General features: G+C 43.5%; 21 protein-coding genes and 1 tRNA gene. 6 read left to right on the top strand and 16 right to left on the bottom strand.

The genetic code is table 11. From position 1 onward, the window contains the following. Window positions 1-83: 83 nt before the first annotated feature. The 13 genes from lpxA to rpsB all read right to left on the bottom strand — a co-directional run bounded on the left by lpxA (window position 84) and on the right by rpsB (window position 12,877). Complete coding sequence (gene lpxA / locus ABU615_RS07055) at window positions 84-860, bottom strand: acyl-ACP--UDP-N-acetylglucosamine O-acyltransferase (protein WP_100151456.1); 777 nt, start codon at window positions 858-860, stop codon at window positions 84-86. 107 nt (window positions 861-967) lie between these two features. Then, window positions 968-1,426, bottom strand: coding sequence for a 3-hydroxyacyl-ACP dehydratase FabZ (gene fabZ / locus ABU615_RS07050; RefSeq protein WP_267391021.1), 459 nt, complete (start codon window positions 1,424-1,426; stop codon window positions 968-970). Between the two features lie 4 nt (window positions 1,427-1,430). Then, a complete protein-coding gene (lpxD, locus tag ABU615_RS07045; protein WP_267391020.1) occupies window positions 1,431-2,492 on the bottom strand; it encodes a UDP-3-O-(3-hydroxymyristoyl)glucosamine N-acyltransferase in 1,062 nt (353 codons plus the stop codon). Window positions 2,493-2,500: 8 nt separating this feature from the next. After that, complete coding sequence (locus ABU615_RS07040) at window positions 2,501-3,001, bottom strand: OmpH family outer membrane protein (RefSeq protein WP_367420833.1); 501 nt, start codon at window positions 2,999-3,001, stop codon at window positions 2,501-2,503. Window positions 3,002-3,025: 24 nt separating this feature from the next. Then, entirely contained in the window at window positions 3,026-5,401 is a 2,376-nt protein-coding gene (gene bamA, locus ABU615_RS07035) for an outer membrane protein assembly factor BamA (protein WP_100156584.1), read from the bottom strand. A 3-nt stretch (window positions 5,402-5,404) separates the two neighbouring features. Further along, window positions 5,405-6,745: an RIP metalloprotease RseP gene (gene rseP / locus ABU615_RS07030; RefSeq protein WP_370388742.1), complete on the bottom strand. Its 1,341-nt coding sequence runs from the start codon at window positions 6,743-6,745 to the stop codon at window positions 5,405-5,407. Between the two features lie 14 nt (window positions 6,746-6,759). Beyond that, entirely contained in the window at window positions 6,760-7,962 is a 1,203-nt protein-coding gene (ispC, locus tag ABU615_RS07025) for a 1-deoxy-D-xylulose-5-phosphate reductoisomerase (protein WP_370388741.1), read from the bottom strand. A 7-nt stretch (window positions 7,963-7,969) separates the two neighbouring features. After that, the gene (locus tag ABU615_RS07020; protein ID WP_367490129.1) at window positions 7,970-8,779 is read right to left on the bottom strand and encodes a phosphatidate cytidylyltransferase; all 810 of its coding nucleotides are present in this window, start codon (window positions 8,777-8,779) and stop codon (window positions 7,970-7,972) included. A gap of 3 nt (window positions 8,780-8,782) precedes the next feature. Continuing rightward, the gene (locus tag ABU615_RS07015; protein WP_100151462.1) at window positions 8,783-9,532 is read right to left on the bottom strand and encodes an isoprenyl transferase; all 750 of its coding nucleotides are present in this window, start codon (window positions 9,530-9,532) and stop codon (window positions 8,783-8,785) included. Window positions 9,533-9,560: 28 nt separating this feature from the next. Beyond that, window positions 9,561-10,118 (bottom strand): ribosome recycling factor, encoded by a 558-nt coding sequence (gene frr / locus ABU615_RS07010; RefSeq protein WP_100141001.1) that lies wholly within the window; start codon window positions 10,116-10,118, stop codon window positions 9,561-9,563. Window positions 10,119-10,248: 130 nt separating this feature from the next. Beyond that, window positions 10,249-10,968: a UMP kinase gene (pyrH, locus tag ABU615_RS07005; RefSeq protein WP_100141002.1), complete on the bottom strand. Its 720-nt coding sequence runs from the start codon at window positions 10,966-10,968 to the stop codon at window positions 10,249-10,251. A 171-nt stretch (window positions 10,969-11,139) separates the two neighbouring features. Next, window positions 11,140-12,012: a translation elongation factor Ts gene (gene tsf / locus ABU615_RS07000; RefSeq protein ID WP_367490131.1), complete on the bottom strand. Its 873-nt coding sequence runs from the start codon at window positions 12,010-12,012 to the stop codon at window positions 11,140-11,142. Between the two features lie 115 nt (window positions 12,013-12,127). Continuing rightward, on the bottom strand, window positions 12,128-12,877 hold the full coding sequence (gene rpsB, locus ABU615_RS06995) for a 30S ribosomal protein S2 (protein WP_100141004.1): 750 nt from the start codon (window positions 12,875-12,877) through the stop codon (window positions 12,128-12,130). Window positions 12,878-13,077: 200 nt separating this feature from the next. Here rpsB and ABU615_RS06990 point away from each other — a divergent pair, with 200 nt between their 5' ends. Further along, window positions 13,078-13,680, top strand: a complete 603-nt coding sequence (locus tag ABU615_RS06990; RefSeq protein WP_267408703.1) for a 5-formyltetrahydrofolate cyclo-ligase — start codon at window positions 13,078-13,080, stop codon at window positions 13,678-13,680. 189 nt (window positions 13,681-13,869) lie between these two features. Here the strand turns inward: ABU615_RS06990 and nfsB are convergent, their stop codons facing one another. The 3 genes from nfsB to ABU615_RS06975 all read right to left on the bottom strand — a co-directional run bounded on the left by nfsB (window position 13,870) and on the right by ABU615_RS06975 (window position 16,083). Then, entirely contained in the window at window positions 13,870-14,514 is a 645-nt protein-coding gene (nfsB, locus tag ABU615_RS06985) for an oxygen-insensitive NAD(P)H nitroreductase (protein WP_100151464.1), read from the bottom strand. 269 nt (window positions 14,515-14,783) lie between these two features. Beyond that, window positions 14,784-15,725 (bottom strand): nuclease-related domain-containing protein, encoded by a 942-nt coding sequence (locus ABU615_RS06980; RefSeq protein ID WP_370388740.1) that lies wholly within the window; start codon window positions 15,723-15,725, stop codon window positions 14,784-14,786. Between the two features lie 273 nt (window positions 15,726-15,998). Beyond that, a tRNA-Leu gene (locus ABU615_RS06975) sits at window positions 15,999-16,083 on the bottom strand. Window positions 16,084-16,288: 205 nt separating this feature from the next. On the opposite strand from ABU615_RS06975, the gene ABU615_RS06970 reads away from it, so the two are divergent. The 5 genes from ABU615_RS06970 (at window position 16,289) to ABU615_RS06950 (ending at window position 21,279) form a co-directional block, all read left to right on the top strand. Then, on the top strand, window positions 16,289-16,939 hold the full coding sequence (locus ABU615_RS06970; protein ID WP_370386663.1) for an SCO family protein: 651 nt from the start codon (window positions 16,289-16,291) through the stop codon (window positions 16,937-16,939). 99 nt (window positions 16,940-17,038) lie between these two features. After that, window positions 17,039-17,692 (top strand): ATP phosphoribosyltransferase, encoded by a 654-nt coding sequence (hisG, locus tag ABU615_RS06965; RefSeq protein WP_100141009.1) that lies wholly within the window; start codon window positions 17,039-17,041, stop codon window positions 17,690-17,692. 30 nt (window positions 17,693-17,722) lie between these two features. Beyond that, a complete protein-coding gene (locus tag ABU615_RS06960; RefSeq protein ID WP_370387669.1) occupies window positions 17,723-19,210 on the top strand; it encodes an NYN domain-containing protein in 1,488 nt (495 codons plus the stop codon). A gap of 48 nt (window positions 19,211-19,258) precedes the next feature. Further along, a complete protein-coding gene (gene hisD, locus ABU615_RS06955) occupies window positions 19,259-20,548 on the top strand; it encodes a histidinol dehydrogenase (RefSeq protein WP_367490145.1) in 1,290 nt (429 codons plus the stop codon). 341 nt (window positions 20,549-20,889) lie between these two features. Then, window positions 20,890-21,279 carry a VOC family protein gene (locus ABU615_RS06950; RefSeq protein ID WP_267391000.1) on the top strand — a complete coding sequence of 130 codons (390 nt, stop codon included), beginning with the start codon at window positions 20,890-20,892 and terminating at the stop codon, window positions 21,277-21,279. The last annotated feature ends 146 nt before the right edge of the window (window positions 21,280-21,425 follow it).

Here is a 21,425-nt window from a genome sequence, read left to right as displayed (position 1 = left end):
GATAATAACTTTATACAGGCAAAGCTGGATTTAATAAATAAAACTGGTAGATTTTATAATCTACCAGTTTTATTTATGCTGTTTTAGCGAATGACGCCACGGGTTGAATGAGTAAAGAATTCTTTAAAGATATGTAATTCCGCTGCTGTATCTGCTTCTGTAATAATTCTGGACTTAGCCTCGGTATAACTTAATCCTTGCCGGTAAAGAATTTTGTAGATGCGTTTGATGTTGGCAATTTGGTCTGCTGTGAATTTATGTCGCCTCAAGCCTTCGGTATTGAGTCCTGCTGGCTCAGCACGATATCCGGCTGCCATGACATATGGTGGCACATCTTTATGTACACCAGCTGCGAAAGCTGTCATGGCATAATCGCCGATATGACAAAATTGATGTACAAGTGAAAACCCGCCCAGTATTACATAGTCACCTATCACTACGTGACCAGCTAGTGACGCATTGTTGGCAAAGACTGTGTGACTGCCAACGACGCAATCATGCGCAAGATGGACATAGGCCATTATCCAGTTGTCGTCACCAATGCGGGTTTCTCCAATACCGGTAACAGTACCGGTATTGAATGTAGTGAATTCACGAATAGTGTTATGGTTACCGATAATCAGTCGTGTGGGCTCCCCACGGTATTTTTTATCCTGTGGTATTGCTCCGAGCGAAGCAAACTGAAAAATACGGTTCCCTTCTCCAATAGTGGTATGCCCGTCTATGACAACATGCGGTCCAATATCGGTATCAGCACCAATCTGCACATTGGCACCAATTACGGTATAAGCACCCACAGATACGCTACTATCGAGTTCGGCTTTGGGATCAATAATGGCTGTGGGGTGAATCTGCGTCATGTATATTTCCTACATTCGTGATTTACGACCAGTTTAATCATAAGTGATTAATGATACTATTATAAATTTTATAAAAGTCATGAATATTTGTGGCTGTTGGATAACTTTTATTTATCAACTTTTCGTTTAGCACACATGATATCTGCCTCTGCGGCTATCTGATTATCCACCCAAGCTACTGCCTTGAATTTTCCGATATCCCGTTTGTTAGCCACAAGATTAACTTCAAACCTAAGCTGATCTCCTGGTATGACCTGGCGTTTGAAACGGGCATTATCTATGCCAACAAAAAAATAAATTTCATCATCTTCCCGTCCACCGTGATTCAGGATAGCCAGTGTACCGCAGGCCTGAGCCATGGCTTCGATGATGAGTACACCAGGCATAACTGGGAAATCAGGGAAATGACCTAGAAAAAAGGGTTCGTTAGCGGTAACATTTTTGATTGCACTTAAGGTCATGGCTTCACTGTCGTAAGCTGTGACACGATCAATCAGTAGAAATGGATAGCGGTGAGGCAATAATTTCTGAAGTGTTCGAACGTCTAAAGGTAGAGACCAATCCATTGCGTTAATCCTGTTGGTTTGATGAATTGCCGTTTAGCTCGGCTAACTGGTGTTCCAAAGCTTTTATTTTCTGGTTCATTTCGTGTAAATGCCGAATGTGTGCGGCATTTTTCACCCAGTCATTGTGTTTTTGTAATGGGAAAATAGAGGCGTAGTAACCGCTTTCTTTAATGCTGTGGCTGACAGCAGTAGCTGCGCCTATAGTTGTTTTGGGCGGTATATTCAAATGACCACCTATCATCGCTGCACCACCGATTACGGAAAAATCACCGACTTCTGTGCTGCCAGCTATGCCGGTACAGGCAACAATAGCAACATGAGCACCAATTTTACCGTTATGGCCTATCATTACCTGATTGTCGATTTTGGCATCTTTTTCAACAATGGTGTTTTCGATGGCACCGCGATCAATGGTGGTATTAGCACCGATATCGACATCATCCCCCAAAATCACGCAACCGGTCTGAACGATTTTAAACCATTCATTTTTTTGTTTATCCCAGGCAAAACCAAATCCATCGGCACCGATGACACAACCGGAATGCAGTTCAACACGGTTGCCTAGCTGACAACCATGATAAATGGTAACGTTGGCGTGAATGACGCAATCATTACCTATGATGCAGTCTTCTTCGATGACCGTACCTGCCAGAACGCGTGTGTGTTCACCGATAACGCAACGTTCTCCTATAACAACGTTAGCTCCGATTTCACAACTGTCGGCAATTTGTGCTGATGGTGCGATGATGGCGCTCGGATGAATTCCCGACCTAGCTTGTTGGAATGGATGAAACAGACGCGCTACACGAGCAAAATAGAGATAAGGATCATCAGTAATGATCAGTGTACGTCCCACTAGTGCTGCCGCTGATTTTTCGGTAACAATTAAGACGCCTGCACGGCTGGCTACTGCATCTTCCCGCAAACGGGGGTTGCTCAGGAAGCTGATATCATGCTCCTGTGCCTGTTGCAATGAAGTAATGCGGGTGAGAATGACATCATCGCCACGCAGTTCCCCACCCAGTTGTTTAACCAAAGCTGAGGCAGTTAGGTGATTTTCAGCCATTTTTTACCTTACTGTTTCTGCGCATTAAGTGCTTTGATGACGGCATCAGTGATGTCAAATTTGCTATTAACAAATATGGCATCTTGTATGATTAGATCATAACCTTCTTTTCTTGCCATATCGATGATAACTTTGTTGGCATTTTGCTGAAGTGAAGCAAACTCTTCGTTGCGGCGCAAATTGTAATCTTCTGCTAGTTCTGCTGCTGCTGTTTTATATTGCTCATCCATTTGCAGCATTTGCTTAATTTTGTTTTCTCGTTCAGCGACAGGAATTTTTCCAGATTCAATCGCTTCTTTTAATTTCAGACCTTCAGTCTGCATGGCTTGCAATTTTTTCTGCCTCGGAGCAAATTCTTTATCCAAGTCTTTCTGAATAGATTGAGCCTGAATTGATTGCTGATAGACTCGACCAGTATCAATAAAGCCAAGTTTCTGTATGCTTTCTGCCCATACCAAATTGTATGAAAACAGAGTAACTACGAATGTTAAAAAAATTTTTTTAAGCATGTGTTAGTCCTTATCTGACTGCGATTAGAACGTGGTTCCTAACTGAAACTGGAAGCGCTGTAACTGGTCTTCCGGTTTTTTGTGTATCGGATAAGCATAACTGAATTTTAATGGCCCCATGGGTGATAACCATGTTACAGCCAGACCAGCTGAATAACGTACTTCGTTGCCAAAGCTGGATTTATGGGTTTTGGAACCACCATAAGGGTTTTTTTCGTCAAAATAGTTATAAGTTTTGTTGTCCCATACGCTACCGGCATCAGCAAACATACTCAAGCGGACTGTATGCTGATCTTTAATACCAGGAAACGGGAATAACAGTTCAGCAGTAGCTGTGGCGATATAATTACCACCATAACTGCTGGAATCACTGCTATAGGAACCATCACTGTAACGATTGAAATATTTCGGACCTAATGTGCCGGACTCATAACCGCGCACAGAACCCAAACCACCGCCATTGAAGGCATACATAAATGGCAGATCTTTGGTTTTACCATAGCCATCGGCATAACCAAGCTGTCCGTACAGCATGACGGTAAAGTTTTTGCTAACTGGGAAATACCAGCGCTGGTCATGGCTTAGGCTGTAATATTGTAAATCACCACCTGGTAAACCGCTGTCAATATTAGCATTCATTATGTAGCCGCGCGTGGGCCATAATGCGCTGTCTGTGGTATTACGTCCCCAGCCTACGGTACCTTTAAATATCCAGTTATCTTTTCCGTATTTCTGAACAAATTCAGCATAACGTTGAGGGGCATAGTCGCCATACAGGTTAACAGCGAGATGTTCTGCACCCAAGCTGAAGTTTACGCGGTCATATTCAGTAATGGGTACACCCATGGTCATAGCTGCACCAATTGTGGTGGTTTTATAATCCATGGAATTACTGTCAGATTTGCTAGGGTTGTAACCACGATAATAGACGTTGTAACCTAGACTGACGCCGTCGGGGGTGAAGTACGGATCGGTAAAGGACAAGGCAGCAACCTGATTTACCTTGGAACGTGATAATTGCAGACTGGCTGATTTACCGGTGCCAAAAAGATTGTCCTGAGAAATACCGGCCGACAGGAGCAGGCCGTCATCTTGAGCCCAGCCCGCGCCAACATTGATGGAGCCGGTAGAGCGTTCTTTCACGCTCATATCCAGGTCAACCTGATCGGGTGTACCGGCCACTGGTTTGACATCTACTTGCGCATTATCAAAATAGCCCAGTTGCTGTATGCGTTCTTTGGAACGATTGATTTTGGATACGTCATAGGGTGCGCGTTCCATCTGTCTTAACTCACGCCGCAAAACTTCATCACGGGTTTTGTTGTTACCGGTAATGTTGATTTGATTGACATATACTTTACGGTCTGGCACGACGTTGAGTACGAAATCTACAACGTGTGTTTGTTCATTCGGGATGGGTCGAACATCTACCTGACAGAAAGCATAGCCAGAACTACCCATTTTTTCCTGAATGGCTTTAATGATATCAATCATTTTGGAACGGTTGTACCATTTGCCTTGTTTGATTTTAACCAGCTTCTGCAATGAATCTATGGGTACTTCGCGTGTGTCTCCGCTTATGGTTACCTTGCCCCAACGATAGCGAGAACCTTCGTTTACGCTGATATTAATCATTTGCGCCGTTTTGTCTTCACTGCTATTAACTTTGACATCGGCAATGCGGAAATTCAGATAGCCATGATCTTGATAGAAGTTATTGATTTTATCCAGATCCTGCTGTAGCTGACTGTCAGAGTAGCGGTCATCACGGGTCAACCAGCTGGTCCAGCTTTTCTGGCTTAAAGACATCTGATTGCGCAAGGTATGGGCGGAAAACTGTTGGTTGCCGCTGAAGTTAATAGACTTGATGGTAGTAGTAGGACCTTCATCAATTTTTAGTTCGAGTGCTACACGGTTACGTTCAAGCCGAGTCACTTTGGGAGTGATTTTAACCGCATTCTTACCTCGTTGATGATATGCATCCTGCAGGCCATGCAGGGCTTGCTCTAGTGTGGCTGGATTAAAGACACGTGACTGACCCAGACCAAAATTACTAAGATTTTTCTTGATATCGTTATTGTTGATTGATTTACCGCCGGTAACATCAAAGCTACTGATAATCGGGCGTTCAACAACTGTCAGGAGAACCTGATTCCCCATTGTTTCCACTCGAACATCATCAAAAAAACCGGTAGCGTATAATTTTTTAATGATTTCTGCACCTTCGGCATCATTGAATGTATCACCGATTTTAACTGGCAGGTAACTGAAAACGGTTGTCGGTGCGGTACGCTGTAAACCTTCTACCCGAATGTCTTTTATGGTAAACGGTTCGACTGCCAAAGCCAGTGAAGACAGGCCTAAGGCCATTAAACTGACAGTTATCTGTTTTAATTTCATCATTCATCCAAACAAGCGGGTAATATCATTGAAGAAAGCCACCAGCATCAACATTAACATGGCAGCAATACCAAAACGCAGCCCCATTTCCTGAATGCGTAAACTGAGGGGCTTGCCGCGAATCCATTCGATCGCATAATACAATAAATGCCCGCCGTCTAACACGGGAACGGGTAATAAATTCAGTACACCCAGACTGACACTGACCAAAGCCAAAAATTCAGTATAGCTCTGCCAGCCCATGGCTGCAGTTTTTCCAGCCACATCAGCTATGGTCAGGGGACCGGATAAATAATGTAAGGATGCCTGACCAGTGAGTAATTTGGCAAACATGGAAAGAGTGAGTGTAATGTAATCCCATGTGCGCTGCATAGCCAGCTGCACTGATTGAAAAAAACTGGGCTGATAATGTTGGCGTATCTGGCGATCCCATGCTTTATCACGCATGGCTCCAACACCAACCTGGCCGATGATGGTGCCGTTGTCGAGTACAGACTCAGGGCGCAGACTGGTATGTTGAATTTGTCCATTGCGTTGATAACTAATATCTAGTCGCGCTCCGGCACTGGCTCGGATATTATCCACCCATTCCTGCCAGTTACTAATTTTGCGGCCATTTATGGTTAACAATATGTCCCCGGCTTGCAGACCTGCTTTGGCAGCTACGCTGTCAGGTACGACCATGCCTATCTGGTTGATTACTTTAAACGGCACGATACCAAGATATCCTGTTTTAGCTACATTAGCCGCTGCTTCGGTACCAGCAATGTTGAACAGACGCTTTCCAGGTTGTCCTGCGGCGCTGATGACATCTACCAAAACTTTGCCAGCATCCAGATCAAGCATGATTTTGGCTTGAGCATCTGACCAATCGGTAACTGGCTGTCCATTCACACTTAAAATACGGTCACCAGACCGAAAACCGGCATCTGCTGCTACACTTGCTGGCTCTACCATCCCAACCCATGGCCGCATCTGAGTAATACCGCCGATGCTGAAACTGGCCGCATACAAAATTATCGCTAGAATCAAGTTGGTTAATGGACCGGCAATGACGATAGCAATTCGTTTCAGAGGATGCTGACGGTCAAAGGCAAAAGGTAAATCAGCCTCACTGACCTCCCCTTCCCGTGTGTCTACCATTTTGACATAACCGCCTAACGGAATGGGAGCCAGACACCATTCAATGTTGGCACGTTTGATAGAATAGAAGGGTTTACCAAAACCGATGCTAAATCGCAGCACTTTTACACCACACCAGCGCGCTACCAGCAGATGGCCTAATTCATGCAAACTGACCAGAAGTAAAATGGCTACGATAAAAGCAACTATGGTTAGTAACATGGTTTATCCTGTATTCAGCTGGCAGCCCTACCGGCCACCCATGTTTTAGCAGCACTGCGCACCTGCTCATCCAGAAACAGAAATTCTTCGATGGATGCTGCTGTAGAGCCGCTGAATTGCTGCAGGCAGCTTTCAACGACCTGTGCCAATTCAGTAAACCGAATCTGCTCATCCAGAAAAGCGGCCACGGCAATTTCATTAGCTGCATTCAGGACACAAGAGCTGGCGTCATTGCTGCTGTTCAGTACATCATATGCCAATTTCAGGCAGGGAAAGCGTACAAAATCCGGTGCAAAAAAGTTTAAGCCACTTAAACGCGTAAAATCCAGTTGTTTGACGCCTGAAACAATTCTATCTGGCAAACCCAGACAGTGCGCAATCGGTATGCGCATGTCCGGCTTGCCCATTTGTGCCAGTACAGAACCATCAATATAGCGTACCATACTGTGTATCACACTTTGTGGATGGATAACTACTTCCAGCTGTTTAGCTGTTACATTGAATAGCCAGCGAGCTTCTATCAGTTCAAGCCCTTTGTTCATCATGCTGGCAGAATCCACTGAAATTTTACGTCCCATTTTCCAGTTAGGATGGTTTATAGCAGCTTCTGGGGTAATTGTGGCAAATTCATCTAACGGTGTATGCAGAAAGGGGCCACCTGAAGCCGTTAAAATCAGCGATTCCACGCCAGCCAGTTGAGGATTACCCTGATAATCAGCAGGCAAAGACTGAAAGATGGCATTATGTTCGCTATCAACCGGTAATAGACGCGCACCGTACTGCTGTACAGTTTGCATGAATAAGGCACCAGCCACTACTAAAGTCTCTTTATTGGCCAGATATATGATTTTACCGGCTTTTGCTGCAGCAAGAGTCGGTTTAAGTCCGGCCGCGCCAACAATAGCAGCCATTACAGCATCTGTTTCACTGGCCTGTGCCACTTCACACAGCGCCTGCTCACCATACAATACTTCGGTTTTCAGTGCCGCTGTCTGTAATTGCGCCTGCAATACGCAGGCCTGCTGGGCGGTGGCTACCACTGCGTACATCGGTTGGAAACGAAAACACAATTCGGCCAAACGATCAATTTGCTGGTGCGCTGTCAAAGCAAAGACAACAAAGCGTTCGGGATGGCGGCCTATAACATCTAGCGTATTCAGGCCTATGCTGCCGGTAGCACCCAGAATGGTAATTGATATCGGTTTACAACCATTCATCAGTAAATCACTTTATATTAAAACAAACCACTAAAGCGGCATAAACGCTGAGTACGGCTATCAGGGAATCTACCCGATCGAATACACCGCCATGTCCAGGCAGAAGCTTGCTACTGTCTTTTACACCACCTGCACGTTTGAGCCAGCTTTCAAGCAAATCGCCACAGATACTGACAGCGGTCAGAATAGCTGCCAGAATCATGGTTTGCCACGCCGGCAGATTAACAGGTAGCCATCCGCGCTGCTGCAATATTAATGTATATATTGCAACGCAGAATACGGCACCTATTGCCCCTTCCCAACTTTTATTCGGGCTGATGGTCGGTGCTAGTTTACGTTTACCGAATGTCCGGCCAACAAAATAGGCGGCAATATCAGCAATCCATACTAAAGCCATGATCGACAGTAGTGCAGTGGCTGATCTGGCATCTGGACGCAGAGAAATTAAAGCTTGCCAGAAAGGCAACATTAATATCCAACCTGTCAATACACCAAGCAAGTTTGCTTTAACTTTCCATTTAAATTTTAACCAGAAGGGGACGATTATCAGCCAAAACAGCAATACAACTATCTGTAACCATACAGGTGTGTAAGTCTGTTGATGATAAAGATACAGGCAGAAACCACCTGCTGCACTCAGCAGCAAATAGAGTAGGTTTTGTACATGGGTGAAATGGACAATACGGGCATATTCCCATAAAGCCAGCAATGCAATGAGGCCACTGAAAGCAGCCCATAAGCTGTTATTGGCCCCAAACAACATACCTATCATTAAGGGCAACAGGATTAGTGCAGTGAGAATACGTTGTTTGAGCATATGTCAGGGACGCTGTTGAGTAAGAGGCAGCTGCTCCGAAGTTCTACCAAAGCGCCGCTCCCGCACCTGATAGGAGCGGATGGCAGTAGCCAGATGGTCTTCGTCAAAATCTGGCCACAGCACCGGTGTAAAATATAATTCGGTGTAGGCTAGTTGCCATAAGAGAAAATTACTGATACGTGTTTCACCACCGGTGCGGATGAACAGGTCTGGTTCTGGTGCATCGCCAAGTGAAAGATAGGGCAAAATGCTGCTTTCAGTTAGCTCGGTAGCTCCTGCCTGAATGGCCTGATTGGCTGCATGCAGAATATCCCAGCGACCACCGTAATCTGCAGCAATGGTCAGAGTAAGGCCGGTATTGGCTGCAGTTAATGCTTCAGCATCTTCAATACCTTGTACAATTTCTGCAGCAAACCGGCTACGATCACCGATAACTCGCAGGCGCAGGTTGTTTTTATGCAATTTCTGTACACGTTTCTGTAAGGATTGCAGAAACAGATTCATCAGGAAGTTAACTTCATCTACCGGCCGCCGCCAGTTTTCGGTTGAAAAAGCAAAAACAGTCAGATACTCGACACCCATACGGGCACAGTTTGCTGTCATGTCTTCCAGCATTTCCAGACCTTTTTTATGCCCCATGATACGGGGCATCAACCGTTTTTTGGCCCAGCGCCCGTTTCCATCCATGATAACGGCAATGTGACGAGGTATGTCTGTGTGTTCTGGCACGGTTTGGGTACTACTGGTAGTCAAGATACATCCTTTACGGGGATTTACAAGCTTAAATGGCCATCAGGTCGGCTTCTTTGGTTGCCAGCATTTTATCAATTTCAGCTATGTATTTATCAGTCAGCTTCTGAATGCCTTCTTCACCGCGGCGGGCTTCATCTTCGCTGATTTCTTTGTCTTTGAGTAGACGTTTGAGGTCATTATTGGCATCACGACGAACATTACGTACCACAACGCGACCATCTTCTACTTCGCCACGTACTACTTTTATTAGATCCTTTCGGCGCTCTTCAGTAAGCATTGGCATCGGCACGCGTATCAAATCACCCATGGCAGCTGGATTCAGTCCGAGATTGGAATTGCGGATGGCTTTTTCGATAACGGCGGCCATTTTACTTTCAAAGGGTTTAACACCGATAGTACGGGCATCCAGCAGAGTTATGCTGGCTACCTGACTTACAGAAACCATGCTGCCGTAGTATTCTACTTCTACCTGATCCAGCAGACCGGTATGTGCACGGCCGGTACGAACTTTTGCCAGATTATCGCGCAATACATCCAAGGATTTCTGCATTTTTGTTTCAGCGGTGTGTTGAATTTCGTTAATCATGAACATTCCTGTCTGAACTGATTGCATTTATTTCAATTTGTTGAAATTTCGGCAACCAGAAAATGGCAAACGCGCATACTAACGCAGTTATACGCGTCAACTCAAGTTAAGTTAATCTGTCTGGCGATTTTTAAACATGCACCAGTGTACCTTCATCTTCACCCATGATGACTTTTTTTAATGCACCCGGTTTGAAGATGCCGAACACCACAATATTCAATTTCTGCTCACGACATAAGGCAAAGGCTGTGGCATCCATCACTTTTAAATTCTGGCTGATTGCTTCATCAAAGGTGATTTGCTGATAACGTCTAGCCTCTGGATTGGTTTTGGGGTCGGCCGTATATACACCGTCTACATTGGTTGCTTTTAACATAATATCACAATTCATTTCCACACCACGTAGGCTGGCTGCAGTATCGGTGGTAAAAAATGGATTGCCGGTGCCGGCAGCAAAAATGACCACTTTACCTTCTTCTAAATATTGGATGGCTTTGGGACGCGCATAAGTTTCGGCAACCTGCTGCATACTCAGGGCAGACTGGACACGCGCCTTTATCTGCTGGGTTTCGAAGGCTTCTTTTAAGGCAAGGGCGTTCATTACTGTGGCCATCATGCCCATGTAATCGGCGGTGGCGCGCTCCATGCCTTTGGCAGACTGAGCCATACCACGAAAGATGTTACCACCACCTATGACGATAGCCACTTCTACCCCCATTTCGACCACTTCTTTAACCTGTGCGGTGATTTGCATGATGGTATCGCGGTTGATACCGAAAGCATCTGGCCCCATCAGGGATTCACCGGATAGCTTCAATAATACACGCTTGTATTTTGCTGGTTTGGTCATGATCATTCTTTCTATCTGATTGCCATTAGATTTTTAACAGCTATTACTATAATTTTCAAAATATATTGGGAACTTTTATTTCAGCTATCTCAATGCGATGAAAGAGATAACTCAAAAAAAAGCACCCTGATTCAGAAATCTGAATCCAGAGTGCCCTTGGCATTTACTGCCCTATACTTTAGAAGCAGCGGCTACTTCAGCAGCGTAATCTACTTCTTTTTTCTCAATACCTTCACCTACGTGGAAAGCTACAAAACGGCTGATTTCGGCATTCTGTTCTTTAAGAAATTTTTCCACGGTTTGGTCAGGGTTGATGACAAACTGCTGACCTAGAAGAGTTACTTCTGCCAGAAACTTCTGTACACGGCCTTCCACCATTTTTTCAATGATGTTTGCCGGCTTGCCGGAAGCAGCAGCTTGTTCTTCATAAATGTGGCGTTCTTTAGCCACAATTTCCGGATTTACTTCAGCAGCAGAGACACACTGTGGCTTGGAAGCTGCGATGTGCATGGCCACCTGGCGAATAGCCTGAGTATCACCACCTTTGTGCTCAACCAATACGCCGATTTTGGTACCGTGCATATAGGTAACCAGACTATTGTCGGTTTCAATGCGTTCAAAGCGGCGCACGGTGATGTTTTCACCCAGTTTGGCAATCACAGCTTTGCGGGCTTCTTCAATAGTTACACCGTCGTCGGTTTTAGCTTCAGCCAAGGCTTCCAGACTAGCTGGATTATGTACGGCAACGGCTTTGGCCACAGCCTGAGCAAACGCCATGAAGCTGGTATCTTTGGCAACAAAGTCCGTTTCACAGTTGATTTCGGCTACGGCACCTACTTTACCATCTACATATTCGGCAACCACGCCTTCTGCAGCTGTACGTCCAGCCAATTTACCAGCTTTGGCACCGGATTTAATGCGCAAAATTTCTTCGGCTTTTTCCATGTTACCTTCGGCTTCCACCAGTGCTTTTTTGCATTCCATCATGCCCAGACCAGTAGCAGCACGCAAATCACCAACCATTTTTGCAGTAATTGCAGCCATGTTTTACTCCTTAAACTTGATTATACTCAGCCTGATGGATATCAGACTGAAAAAATACTTTAAAAAAAGGGGCACTAATGTCCCCCTTCTTTTACGAAAAATACGAAAGAGCTAATTATTCGGCAGTTGCTGCAGCCTGTTTTTCCTCAGCAGCCTGAGCAGCCTGAACCACTTCCTGCAATGATTGGGCTTTGCCTTCCAGAATAGCATCAGCAATACCGCGACAATACAGACGGATGGCTTTAGCTGAGTCATCATTACCGGGAATTACATATTTAACGTCGTCAGGGCTATTGTTGGTGTCGACCACAGCGATAACTGGAATACCCAGTTTAGCGGCTTCTACCAGTGTACCTTTTTGATAGCCGGTATCGATAACGAAAATAGCATCCGGAAGACCTTTCATGTCTTTGATACCGCCCAAAGAACGTTCCAGTTTGGCTACTTCACGCTGCATTTCCAGCACTTCTTTTTTGCCATAGCCAGCTTCTGTAGCATTTTCCAGCGCAGCGGTTTTTTCTTCCAGACGTTTGATAGACTGTTTAACGGTTTTGTAGTTGGTGAGCATACCACCCAACCAGCGATGATCTACGTAAGGTGCACCAGCACGGGTTGCTTCTTCCTTAACAATATCACGAGCCTGACGTTTAGTACCAACAAATAATACGGTGCCTTTGTTGGCAGCCAGACGGCGCACAACATCCTGTGCTTCAATAAACAGCGGCAGGGTTTTTTCCAGATTGATGATATGAATTTTGTTACGCGCACCGAAAATGTATTCAGCCATTTTCGGGTTCCAGTAGCGGGTTTGGTGGCCAAAATGTACGCCTGCTTCCAGCATCTGGCGCATAGTAATTTGTGACATAATATCTATCCTTAAAGGGTTAAAGCCTGACACCGCCACGCATAGAACTCTATAAATTAAAGAGCACCCTTTCGCGTACGGTGCGAGCGTTATTTATTTTTACCGAGGTAAAACGTTCGGATGATACAGAAAAAAAGCTGTTTCGGCAAGTGCACTATACTACCTCTGTTAATCAATTTATTAAGCCGTCTATTTTATTTATGCACCAGCATTACGATAAAACATTACTACGCCGCTATTTGCGACAGCAACGGCAACAAATAAAGCCGGAGCTCCGTAAAGAGGCTACATCGCAAATTAACCGCCTGCTTTATCCCTTGATAAGACGTGGAAAACGGATTGCAGCGTACTGGGCCATTGGTAGCGAATTATCATTGTGGTCTTTTATTGCCACGGCACAGCACCGCGGAGCTGAAGTCTATTTACCCAGTATTGCACCCAAGCAGCGCCAATTATGGTTTACACGTTGCCCGCACCTACCACGACAGCCTGCTACAGCTCGCTATTTGATTTTGCATGGGCTTAAGCGCAGACGGAAGACAATTCCGCAGTTTGGCGGACCACGCCTACGCGCCCGCAGCTTAAACACAGTTATTGTCCCTTTACTTGGCATTGACCAGCAGGGTAACCGGCTTGGTCAGGGTGGAGGTTATTATGATGCTACGCTTGCAGCTTTACCACCATGGCATTTGAGATTGACCGGCGTGGGTTTTAAATGCCAGTTAATTGGTAAAATAGAATCGGAAAAACACGATATCAGAATACCGTTTTTTATCTGTGAACAGGGAATTCGAAATTTTTAATATGATTTTCTGGTCAGAATGAAGATATTTATTTGTGCTTATTATTCTCACTGGCTATTTATCGATTAAATAAATCCACTTTTAAGTAGTCATCGGCAATCCAGCTATAAAAAAATAATTGGGCAGTTACGCAATATAGGCTACATGTAACTGCCCTTGAAGCTGTCTGAAGACAGTCAGATCTGATTATTATAAATGCGTAAAAATCTCTTGTTCCGGTAAGCGGGATTTTGGGCGGCTGGCATTACTGTCATGGGCTGCACGATAGCCTAGACATACCACCAAAACGCTTTTCAGACCTTGCTGCGGTAGACCAAGTATTTCATCCATTTTCTGGTCATCAAATCCTTCAATAGCTGTAGAATCGATGCCGACAGCCGTGGCCGCAAATAATAGTTGCCCTAGCACGATATAAAGCTGTTTACTTTCCCATTCAAGCTGGCTTTGCGGAGTAGAACTGTTTTTATTTACAAAGAAATGGCGACCTTTGTCCATCATTTCTTTTACTTCTCCTTCACCGAAACGGCCATCTTTTTCTTCTTGTGCCAACACCTGCTGTAAATGCTTTTCGTCCAACGGTTTTTTGGCACAAAATATTAATGTATGGGATGCATCAGCGACACGCGGATGATTCAGTTCTAGGATGGCTGGCATGATTTTTTCCCGCGCAGTATCGTTATCTACTACAAAAAAATGCCAAGGTTGTGAATTAACCGATGAGGGACTGTTTCTAATTACTTCAAATAACTGAGCTAATTGTTCAGGTGGTATTGTGCGGGTTTTGTCATAATGTTTCGTGGTATAACGCTGTTTAGAAATATCAGCAATATTCATGATTGGCTCCTGTTACTTAACTACGATATTTGTATAATAATTCAGATATTTAATTTTATACAGTTTATTATCCTTGATAGTGTGCTGCTATGACAGCCATGCTGTAAATCATTACCATTTCCTAACCACAGTTTAATTTCTGTATGTAGTTGGTGTTATCTGATAATTTAGAAAAAGTATTGTTGAATATTTTTTTGCAGTTACTAAATTTTTTTAAACAAAATGCTACTGTTTTATGACTGTATACGGAAATTGCAGTGCACAGGATATTATTGCTGCTTTTGTCTAATTATTTGCTGGCATTGATAACAATAGGCTTTGCCGCCGAATATGTTTTTATGATTCCAGCAATAATTGGCAGCATCTGGGCTAATATTTTTACGACAAGCTACGCAAAAATAGCTGACAAACTTTTTCACTGGGGTTAGGGTTTCTGTTTGCGGCTGTGGAGACGTAGCAATATTGGCTGAATGGTTATTTATTTTATTTAATCCAAAACATGCCAACCAGTCATGCTTTTGTGGATGATGTAGTTTGACCAACTGATGGGCAAATTCTTCTAGCCGGCTACGGGAAACAGTGCGAATAATGCTGAATATGCCTAAAGGTTTACTCAACTGCTTTACTTTTTCTTGCAACTGCTCATTCTTTATAATGTTATCTAGTCCAGATATTGTTTTTTTCGGGCGCCGGATAGAGCTATCGTTTGATATTAATATTAGACTATATATCAAAGGCTTAAAATACAAGCCGCAAAGACTGGGGCATTGAATCCGCTTTTTTTGTAACAATTGTTTCAGGATACTGATATGGCGTTTGTTTTGTTCCAGTGGTGAAGGCATGCCTTGTCCTTGCCCATTATTATATCGGCGCGAAAATTCACCAAATTCATTGATTATCAATTCACCGGCTATTCGTTTGCTTTCACAAACAAATATCTGCAAATGGCGATTAATCAGTAAATGGTCTATCTGAGCTACTTTATTTTGAAACTGCAGCCTTAAATCGTTGATAATTACCCAATCTGGATGATTTCCAAAATGAAATTGCATTAGATAGGCTGACTCTTCTTCACCTTTGATGCCAGCACACAATAAACGGATGCGTTGCTCAATTTTCCGCTGCGTTTGCGGTGATAAATCAGGCCGCTGCCGGAGCTGTTGCAATATTTCTAAATCCTCTTGTTTACTATCAATTTGCTTAATAATCATTTTGTAGTCAATTTTAATAATTTAGACTGGCATATATTTTAGCTATATCTGCCCTGCTGATTGATGTTTGGTTCTTTTAAGATATTTTTCATTCTACTCAGTTTATTGCTTATATCTGCCAATATTTATTTTAATCACTTTTGTGTAAACGTTTTTGTTGAAGTTTATACATGGTAATGATTTGGGCGGCAAATATTTTGTGCTGCTTTTATTTTGTTGTCTTTACAGGCGGCAGACGTAAAAAAACCGCTGATTTCAGCGGTTTTTTAAATCTGGTGCCCAGAGACGGACTCGAACCGTCACACCTTGCGGCGGGGGATTTTGAGTCCCCTGCGTCTACCAATTTCGCCATCTGGGCTAGCGAAGAATCGGCATTATAACGGATTTTCTATAGTTGTAAAGGTTTTTTTCTTGGTAGGGAATTTTTTTAATTATTTATGAATAAAATATTGATTTTATATTTGGATTTTTTTATATTTTACTTATTAATTTAAAATTAAAAATCTGTATTGTATTTTTTAGCTGAACATTATAAAGTACAATTTTGTAATACAAATCAATTTATGTTTAAAATCCATTTATCTGCGGCGTTAATCGTTTCGGCAATCATGCTATCAGCATGTCAGCCGCAAGTACCGGCTTCTACAGCCAAGCCGGCTGCCAGTGCAGATATGCCGCAGCATCAGCAATATTCTTTTGAAGGAAGCGATGTGCGCGATGCCGGTCTGGGCGGAGATGATTTTTCTTTGCTGGATGGCAAAGGTAAATCAGTACATTTGCGTGATTTTCGCGGTAAAGTGGTTGCACTGGTATTCGGCTACACGCATTGTCCAGATGTATGCCCCACTAATCTGCTGGCTTATGCGGATGCGATAAATCAGTTAGGAGAAAAGAGTAAGCAAGTACAGGTGCTATTTATTACACTTGACCCTCTGCGCGATACACCGCAAGTTATGTCTGAGTATGCACCAGCATTTAATCCGAATTTTATCGGTTTAACGGTAGACAAATCGCGTTTGCAGGCGCTTAATAGTGTTATTACCCAATATAAAATTGCGGTACATAAAGTAGCAGGTAGTAGTGCAAAAGACTATCAGCTGGATCATAGTACTGGGACATATTTGCTGGACAAACAGGGACATACCGTGGTGTATGAACCACACAGCCAGACAGCAACACAATTGGCTCATGACATGAAACAATTGTTAGATTAAAATTATGTAATTAATATTTTTATAATATGCAAATTAATTTTTACGCAATAATAAATTTATAGCTAAAGATTTTTGCAGTGTCTAGATACTGATAAAAAAATGACTGCACAATTAACCATTGCGTTATCTAAAGGTCGTATTTATGAAGAAACGCTGCCTTTGCTGGCAGCAGCGGGGATTAAGGCTATTGAAGACCCGGAGTCATCCCGCAAACTGATTATTAATACGAATCATAACAATATCCGCTTAATTATTGTGCGGGCAACAGATGTGCCTACTTATGTGCAATATGGTGCAGCTGATTTTGGAATTGCGGGAAAAGATGTTTTAATTGAACATGATGGAGATGGCCTATATCAGCCTCTGGATTTGAATATTGCCCGCTGCCGGATGATGGTAGCCGTACGAAAAGGTTTTGATTATGCGGCAGCTTCGCAGCCCGGCTGCCGTTTGCGGGTAGCTACTAAATATCCGAATATAGCGGCAGAACATTTTGCCGGTAAAGGTGTACATACTGATTTGATTAAGCTGTATGGATCGATGGAACTGGCACCGCTGGTGGGCTTGGCTGATGCAATTGTTGATCTGGTTTCTACCGGTAATACATTACAGGCAAATAATCTACAGGCTGTAGAGCATGTGGTGGATATATCCAGCCGGCTGGTGGTGAATAAGGCAGCTTTAAAATTGAAATATTCATGTATACAACCAATTATTGATGTTTTTGCACAGGCAAAAAATCAAAAAATTTAGTTTTATTTATATTGAACAGGAATTATTTAAATGACAACGGAAAATTCGGCCAAACTGGCAGTACTTATAGATGCAGACAACACTTCAGCCAGTACGGTTGAATCTCTACTGGAAGAAATTGCCAAATATGGTATTGCCAGTGTCAAACGAATCTATGGTGACTGGAGCAGTGGCCTATCCAAATGGAAAGATGCATTGCTTCCGCATGCTATTACACCGGTGCAGCAGTTTGCCTACACAAAGGGAAAAAATGCCACCGACATGGCCATGGTTATTGATGCGATGGATTTACTTTACAGCAATACTTTTGATGGTTTTTGTATTGTGTCCAGCGACAGTGATTTTACCCGTTTAGCATCACGCATTCGTGAAAATGGCCTGACTGTTTATGGTTTCGGGCAAAAGAAAACGCCTGAATCTTTTCGTAAAGCCTGTGATAAATTTATTTATACTGAAAATCTGCTTAGCCATACAACAGTAGAACTTGGTGAAGACAAATCCCAGACACCTATATTCCGCAACAAGCGTAAATCTCCGACTGAACTGAAGCAGGACACAGCATTGATGAATCTGTTTCGCAATGCAGTGAAGGAACATGCTGATGATGATGGCTGGACGTCGCTGGGGGTAGTGGGACAATACATCAATAAGGTTAATTCTGATTTTGATGCTCGTAATTACGGCTATACTAAATTGTCCTATCTGATTAATGCTATCGATATTTTTGAAACGCAGATGCATGGAAATCATTTATGGCTGCGTTTGAAAAAACGCAGTAATAATCTGCTGCCGAAAACAGAAAATAAATCTTTTGCTCCAGTTGCTGAACCGGCTGCTTTCCAGCAGAACAATGACGCACCTTTGGTGATTACGATTCCGGCTGTCAGCAAATCATCACCGGCGGAAAAGGTGAGTGTCAAGATTGAGCCGGAAGAAAAAACGAAGAATACTCAACCGGTATTGGTACAAATTGAAACTCAGGCGCCTGAATTCACCAGCTTCGATAAAAGCCGTGATGATCAGACTAAGCGCGGCCGTGGCCGTCCTCGCAAAGCTGTATTTGAAACAGCGGTGACGACATCAGAAAACAGTCGCGGCCGCGGCCGGCCAGCTAAAACTGGTTTCAACAGCCGTACTGCTAAATCCAATCGTTCTTCTGGCGAAACTTCCAGCCAGCATTATTGGAACCGTCTGGTACCGATGGTACAGAAAGCGATTGAACGAACCTGTGATATTGAAGGCTGGGCAACAGTAAGCTCGGTCGCACGAGAGCTGGTAACCAGTGATGGTGGGTTCAACGCTAAAGACTATGGCTTTGATAATGCCAATAATGCTATTTCCGCCATCAGCAATGAATGGATCGACAGCCGCAAGGCCGGCCGTGGTCTGAGAGTACGGGTAGTCAAACCGTATGATGTTGAAGTAGATGGCAATACCATTCCAGCACATGAGCTAGCAGCTAAAACAAAGTCTCCGGTTATCGATGTGGATGATGATAATTTCGGTAATAATATTTAATTAAATCTATCAGGATCGGGCAGCATAGGCTGCCCGTTATACAAAGGTATGAAATATATTTCTTCGCAGGATACTGACTTTAAGGCTCAGTTGACTGCCCTTCAGGCATTTGAAACCGCACAGGATCCTCAAGTGGATGCAGCAGTGGCTGCTATATGTGCAGATGTACAGAAACGTGGTGATGCAGCAGTAGTCGAATATACCAATCGCTTTGACCACACACAGGCACAATCCATGGCTGACCTGACTTTAAGTCAGGCCGATTTGGCTGCGGCATTTGCACGGCTGCCTGCAGATGTTCAGTCTGCTTTGCAAACGGCGGCAAAACGGATTGAGAGCTATCACCAGCACCAGAAACAACAATCATGGCAATATGAAGATGAAAACGGTACTTTACTGGGACAGCAGATTAGTGCGCTGGATCGAGTGGGTATTTATGTTCCCGGCGGCAAGGCAGCTTATCCAAGCTCGGTGATAATGAATGCGATGCCGGCACATGTGGCAGGAGTAAAAGAAATCATTATGGTCGTGCCCATGCCAAACGGGGAACGCAATGATATTGTACTGGGTGCTGCTTATGTAGCCGGAGTCACACAAGTTTTTACCATCGGCGGGGCACAAGCTGTGGCAGCGCTGGCATATGGTACGGAAAGTATTGTGCAAGTCGATAAAATTACCGGCCCAGGCAATGCTTATGTGGCTGCTGCCAAACGGCGGGTGTTTGGTGTGGTAGGTATCGATATGGTTGCAGGCCCGAGCGAGATATTGGTTATTGCCGATGGCACCACGCCGGCTAAATGGGTGGCGATGGATTTGTTTAGTCAATCAGAACATGATGAAATCGCTCAGGCAATTCTGATTACTACGGATGCAAACTATGCATCTGAAGTAGAAGCACAAATGCAGACGCTCATGAAAGAGATGCCACGTAAAGCCATTATTGAAGCATCGCTGGCTAATCGCGGAGCCATTATTCAAGTGCAGAATCTGGAAGAAGCCTGTGAAATTGCCAATTATTTGGCTCCGGAACATCTGGAGCTTTCAGTAGCCAATCCGCAGGAATGGGCACCGAAAATACGCCATGCCGGTGCTATATTTATGGGTCAGTATACCAGTGAAAGTCTTGGCGATTATTGTGCTGGGCCCAATCATGTTTTACCGACCAGCCGTACTGCTCGTTTTGCATCTCCTCTGGGTGTCTACGATTTTCAGAAACGTAGCAGCCTAATTCAGGTATCTGCGCAGGGAGCGAAGCAATTGGGACAGATTGCCAGTATTCTAGCGCATGGTGAGGGACTGACGGCTCATGCTCGTGCAGCAGAATTACGTATGGAATAAAACACCTGACTTATTTAAGCCAATGCTACAAATGGCATTGGCTTTTTTATTAATTTCTGACAAATCATTTATTCTTTAAGCATAAAAATATTATTGTTTATTTTTTTGTTTCTGGATAAAGTCATTTGAATTTTTTAATGCTTGCAGCACTGCCTATAATCATTAAAAAAATAGCATTCTAATTGATAAAAATATTTGCTTACAAATAAGGTATTTTGACCTTATACAATAATTTTTGCTTTATCTGCTGTTTGAGAAAATTTTATTTTTTATAATATAATCAATAATTAAAAGTTATTTTTCGGCAGAAATTCTGTGGAATGCTATTTAAGGAGCCGGTAATGCAAATTAAAACGCTGGATCATCTGGTTTTGACAGTTAAAGATATTCAGGCTTCAACTGCTTTTTATACAAAGATACTGGGCATGCGCGAAAGTAGGTTTGCCGACAATCGTACTGCTCTGCATTTTGGCGAAATGAAAATTAATTTACACCAGCAAGGACATGAGTTTAATCCGAAAGCACTTTATCCTACGCCAGGCTCAGCAGATTTGTGTTTTATCGTGGAACAATCGCTGGATGAAGTGATAGCTATTTTGCAGGAGCATCATATCCCGCTGGAGAAGCAACCCAGTAGCCGACATGGTGCCTGTGGAAAAATGACTTCAATTTATATTCGTGATCCGGATAATAATTTGATTGAACTGGCTAATTATCCACAAAATTCTTAATTCTGAGCTAGTTTTTAATTTATCCGCAATAAGCTGAACAACCGTTGAGCTATGAGATTTGAGCGGAAAGGGTATAGTTGTGGATAAAAATATTTTACGGCCATAAATAAAAAAAGGCGGGCTATGCCCACCTTCTACTTGTATTG

The organism is Snodgrassella alvi (assembly GCF_040741455.2).
GTDB classification, from domain to species: domain Bacteria; phylum Pseudomonadota; class Gammaproteobacteria; order Burkholderiales; family Neisseriaceae; genus Snodgrassella; species Snodgrassella alvi_E.
The sequence above is the reverse complement of the archived record's forward strand: the minus strand, read 5'-3'. Positions and strand labels throughout refer to the sequence as shown.

Coding starts and splice junctions, on each gene's coding strand:
- hisD (WP_367490145.1), top strand. CDS start 19,259: ATGAAATATATTTCTTCGCAGGATACTGACTTTAAGGCTCAGTTGACT.
- ABU615_RS06970 (WP_370386663.1), top strand. CDS start 16,289: ATGTTTAAAATCCATTTATCTGCGGCGTTAATCGTTTCGGCAATCATG.
- ABU615_RS06980 (WP_370388740.1), bottom strand. CDS start 15,725: ATGATTATTAAGCAAATTGATAGTAAACAAGAGGATTTAGAAATATTG.
- nfsB (WP_100151464.1), bottom strand. CDS start 14,514: ATGAATATTGCTGATATTTCTAAACAGCGTTATACCACGAAACATTAT.
- ABU615_RS07020 (WP_367490129.1), bottom strand. CDS start 8,779: ATGCTCAAACAACGTATTCTCACTGCACTAATCCTGTTGCCCTTAATG.
- bamA (WP_100156584.1), bottom strand. CDS start 5,401: ATGAAATTAAAACAGATAACTGTCAGTTTAATGGCCTTAGGCCTGTCT.
- ABU615_RS06950 (WP_267391000.1), top strand. CDS start 20,890: ATGCAAATTAAAACGCTGGATCATCTGGTTTTGACAGTTAAAGATATT.
- rpsB (WP_100141004.1), bottom strand. CDS start 12,877: ATGTCACAAATTACTATGCGCCAGATGCTGGAAGCAGGCGTACATTTT.
- fabZ (WP_267391021.1), bottom strand. CDS start 1,426: ATGGATTGGTCTCTACCTTTAGACGTTCGAACACTTCAGAAATTATTG.
- ABU615_RS07040 (WP_367420833.1), bottom strand. CDS start 3,001: ATGCTTAAAAAAATTTTTTTAACATTCGTAGTTACTCTGTTTTCATAC.
- pyrH (WP_100141002.1), bottom strand. CDS start 10,968: ATGACCAAACCAGCAAAATACAAGCGTGTATTATTGAAGCTATCCGGT.
- lpxD (WP_267391020.1), bottom strand. CDS start 2,492: ATGGCTGAAAATCACCTAACTGCCTCAGCTTTGGTTAAACAACTGGGT.
- lpxA (WP_100151456.1), bottom strand. CDS start 860: ATGACGCAGATTCACCCCACAGCCATTATTGATCCCAAAGCCGAACTC.
- rseP (WP_370388742.1), bottom strand. CDS start 6,745: ATGTTACTAACCATAGTTGCTTTTATCGTAGCCATTTTACTTCTGGTC.
- ABU615_RS06990 (WP_267408703.1), top strand. CDS start 13,078: ATGCACCAGCATTACGATAAAACATTACTACGCCGCTATTTGCGACAG.
- hisG (WP_100141009.1), top strand. CDS start 17,039: ATGACTGCACAATTAACCATTGCGTTATCTAAAGGTCGTATTTATGAA.
- ABU615_RS06960 (WP_370387669.1), top strand. CDS start 17,723: ATGACAACGGAAAATTCGGCCAAACTGGCAGTACTTATAGATGCAGAC.
- tsf (WP_367490131.1), bottom strand. CDS start 12,012: ATGGCTGCAATTACTGCAAAAATGGTTGGTGATTTGCGTGCTGCTACT.
- ispC (WP_370388741.1), bottom strand. CDS start 7,962: ATGAATGGTTGTAAACCGATATCAATTACCATTCTGGGTGCTACCGGC.
- frr (WP_100141001.1), bottom strand. CDS start 10,118: ATGATTAACGAAATTCAACACACCGCTGAAACAAAAATGCAGAAATCC.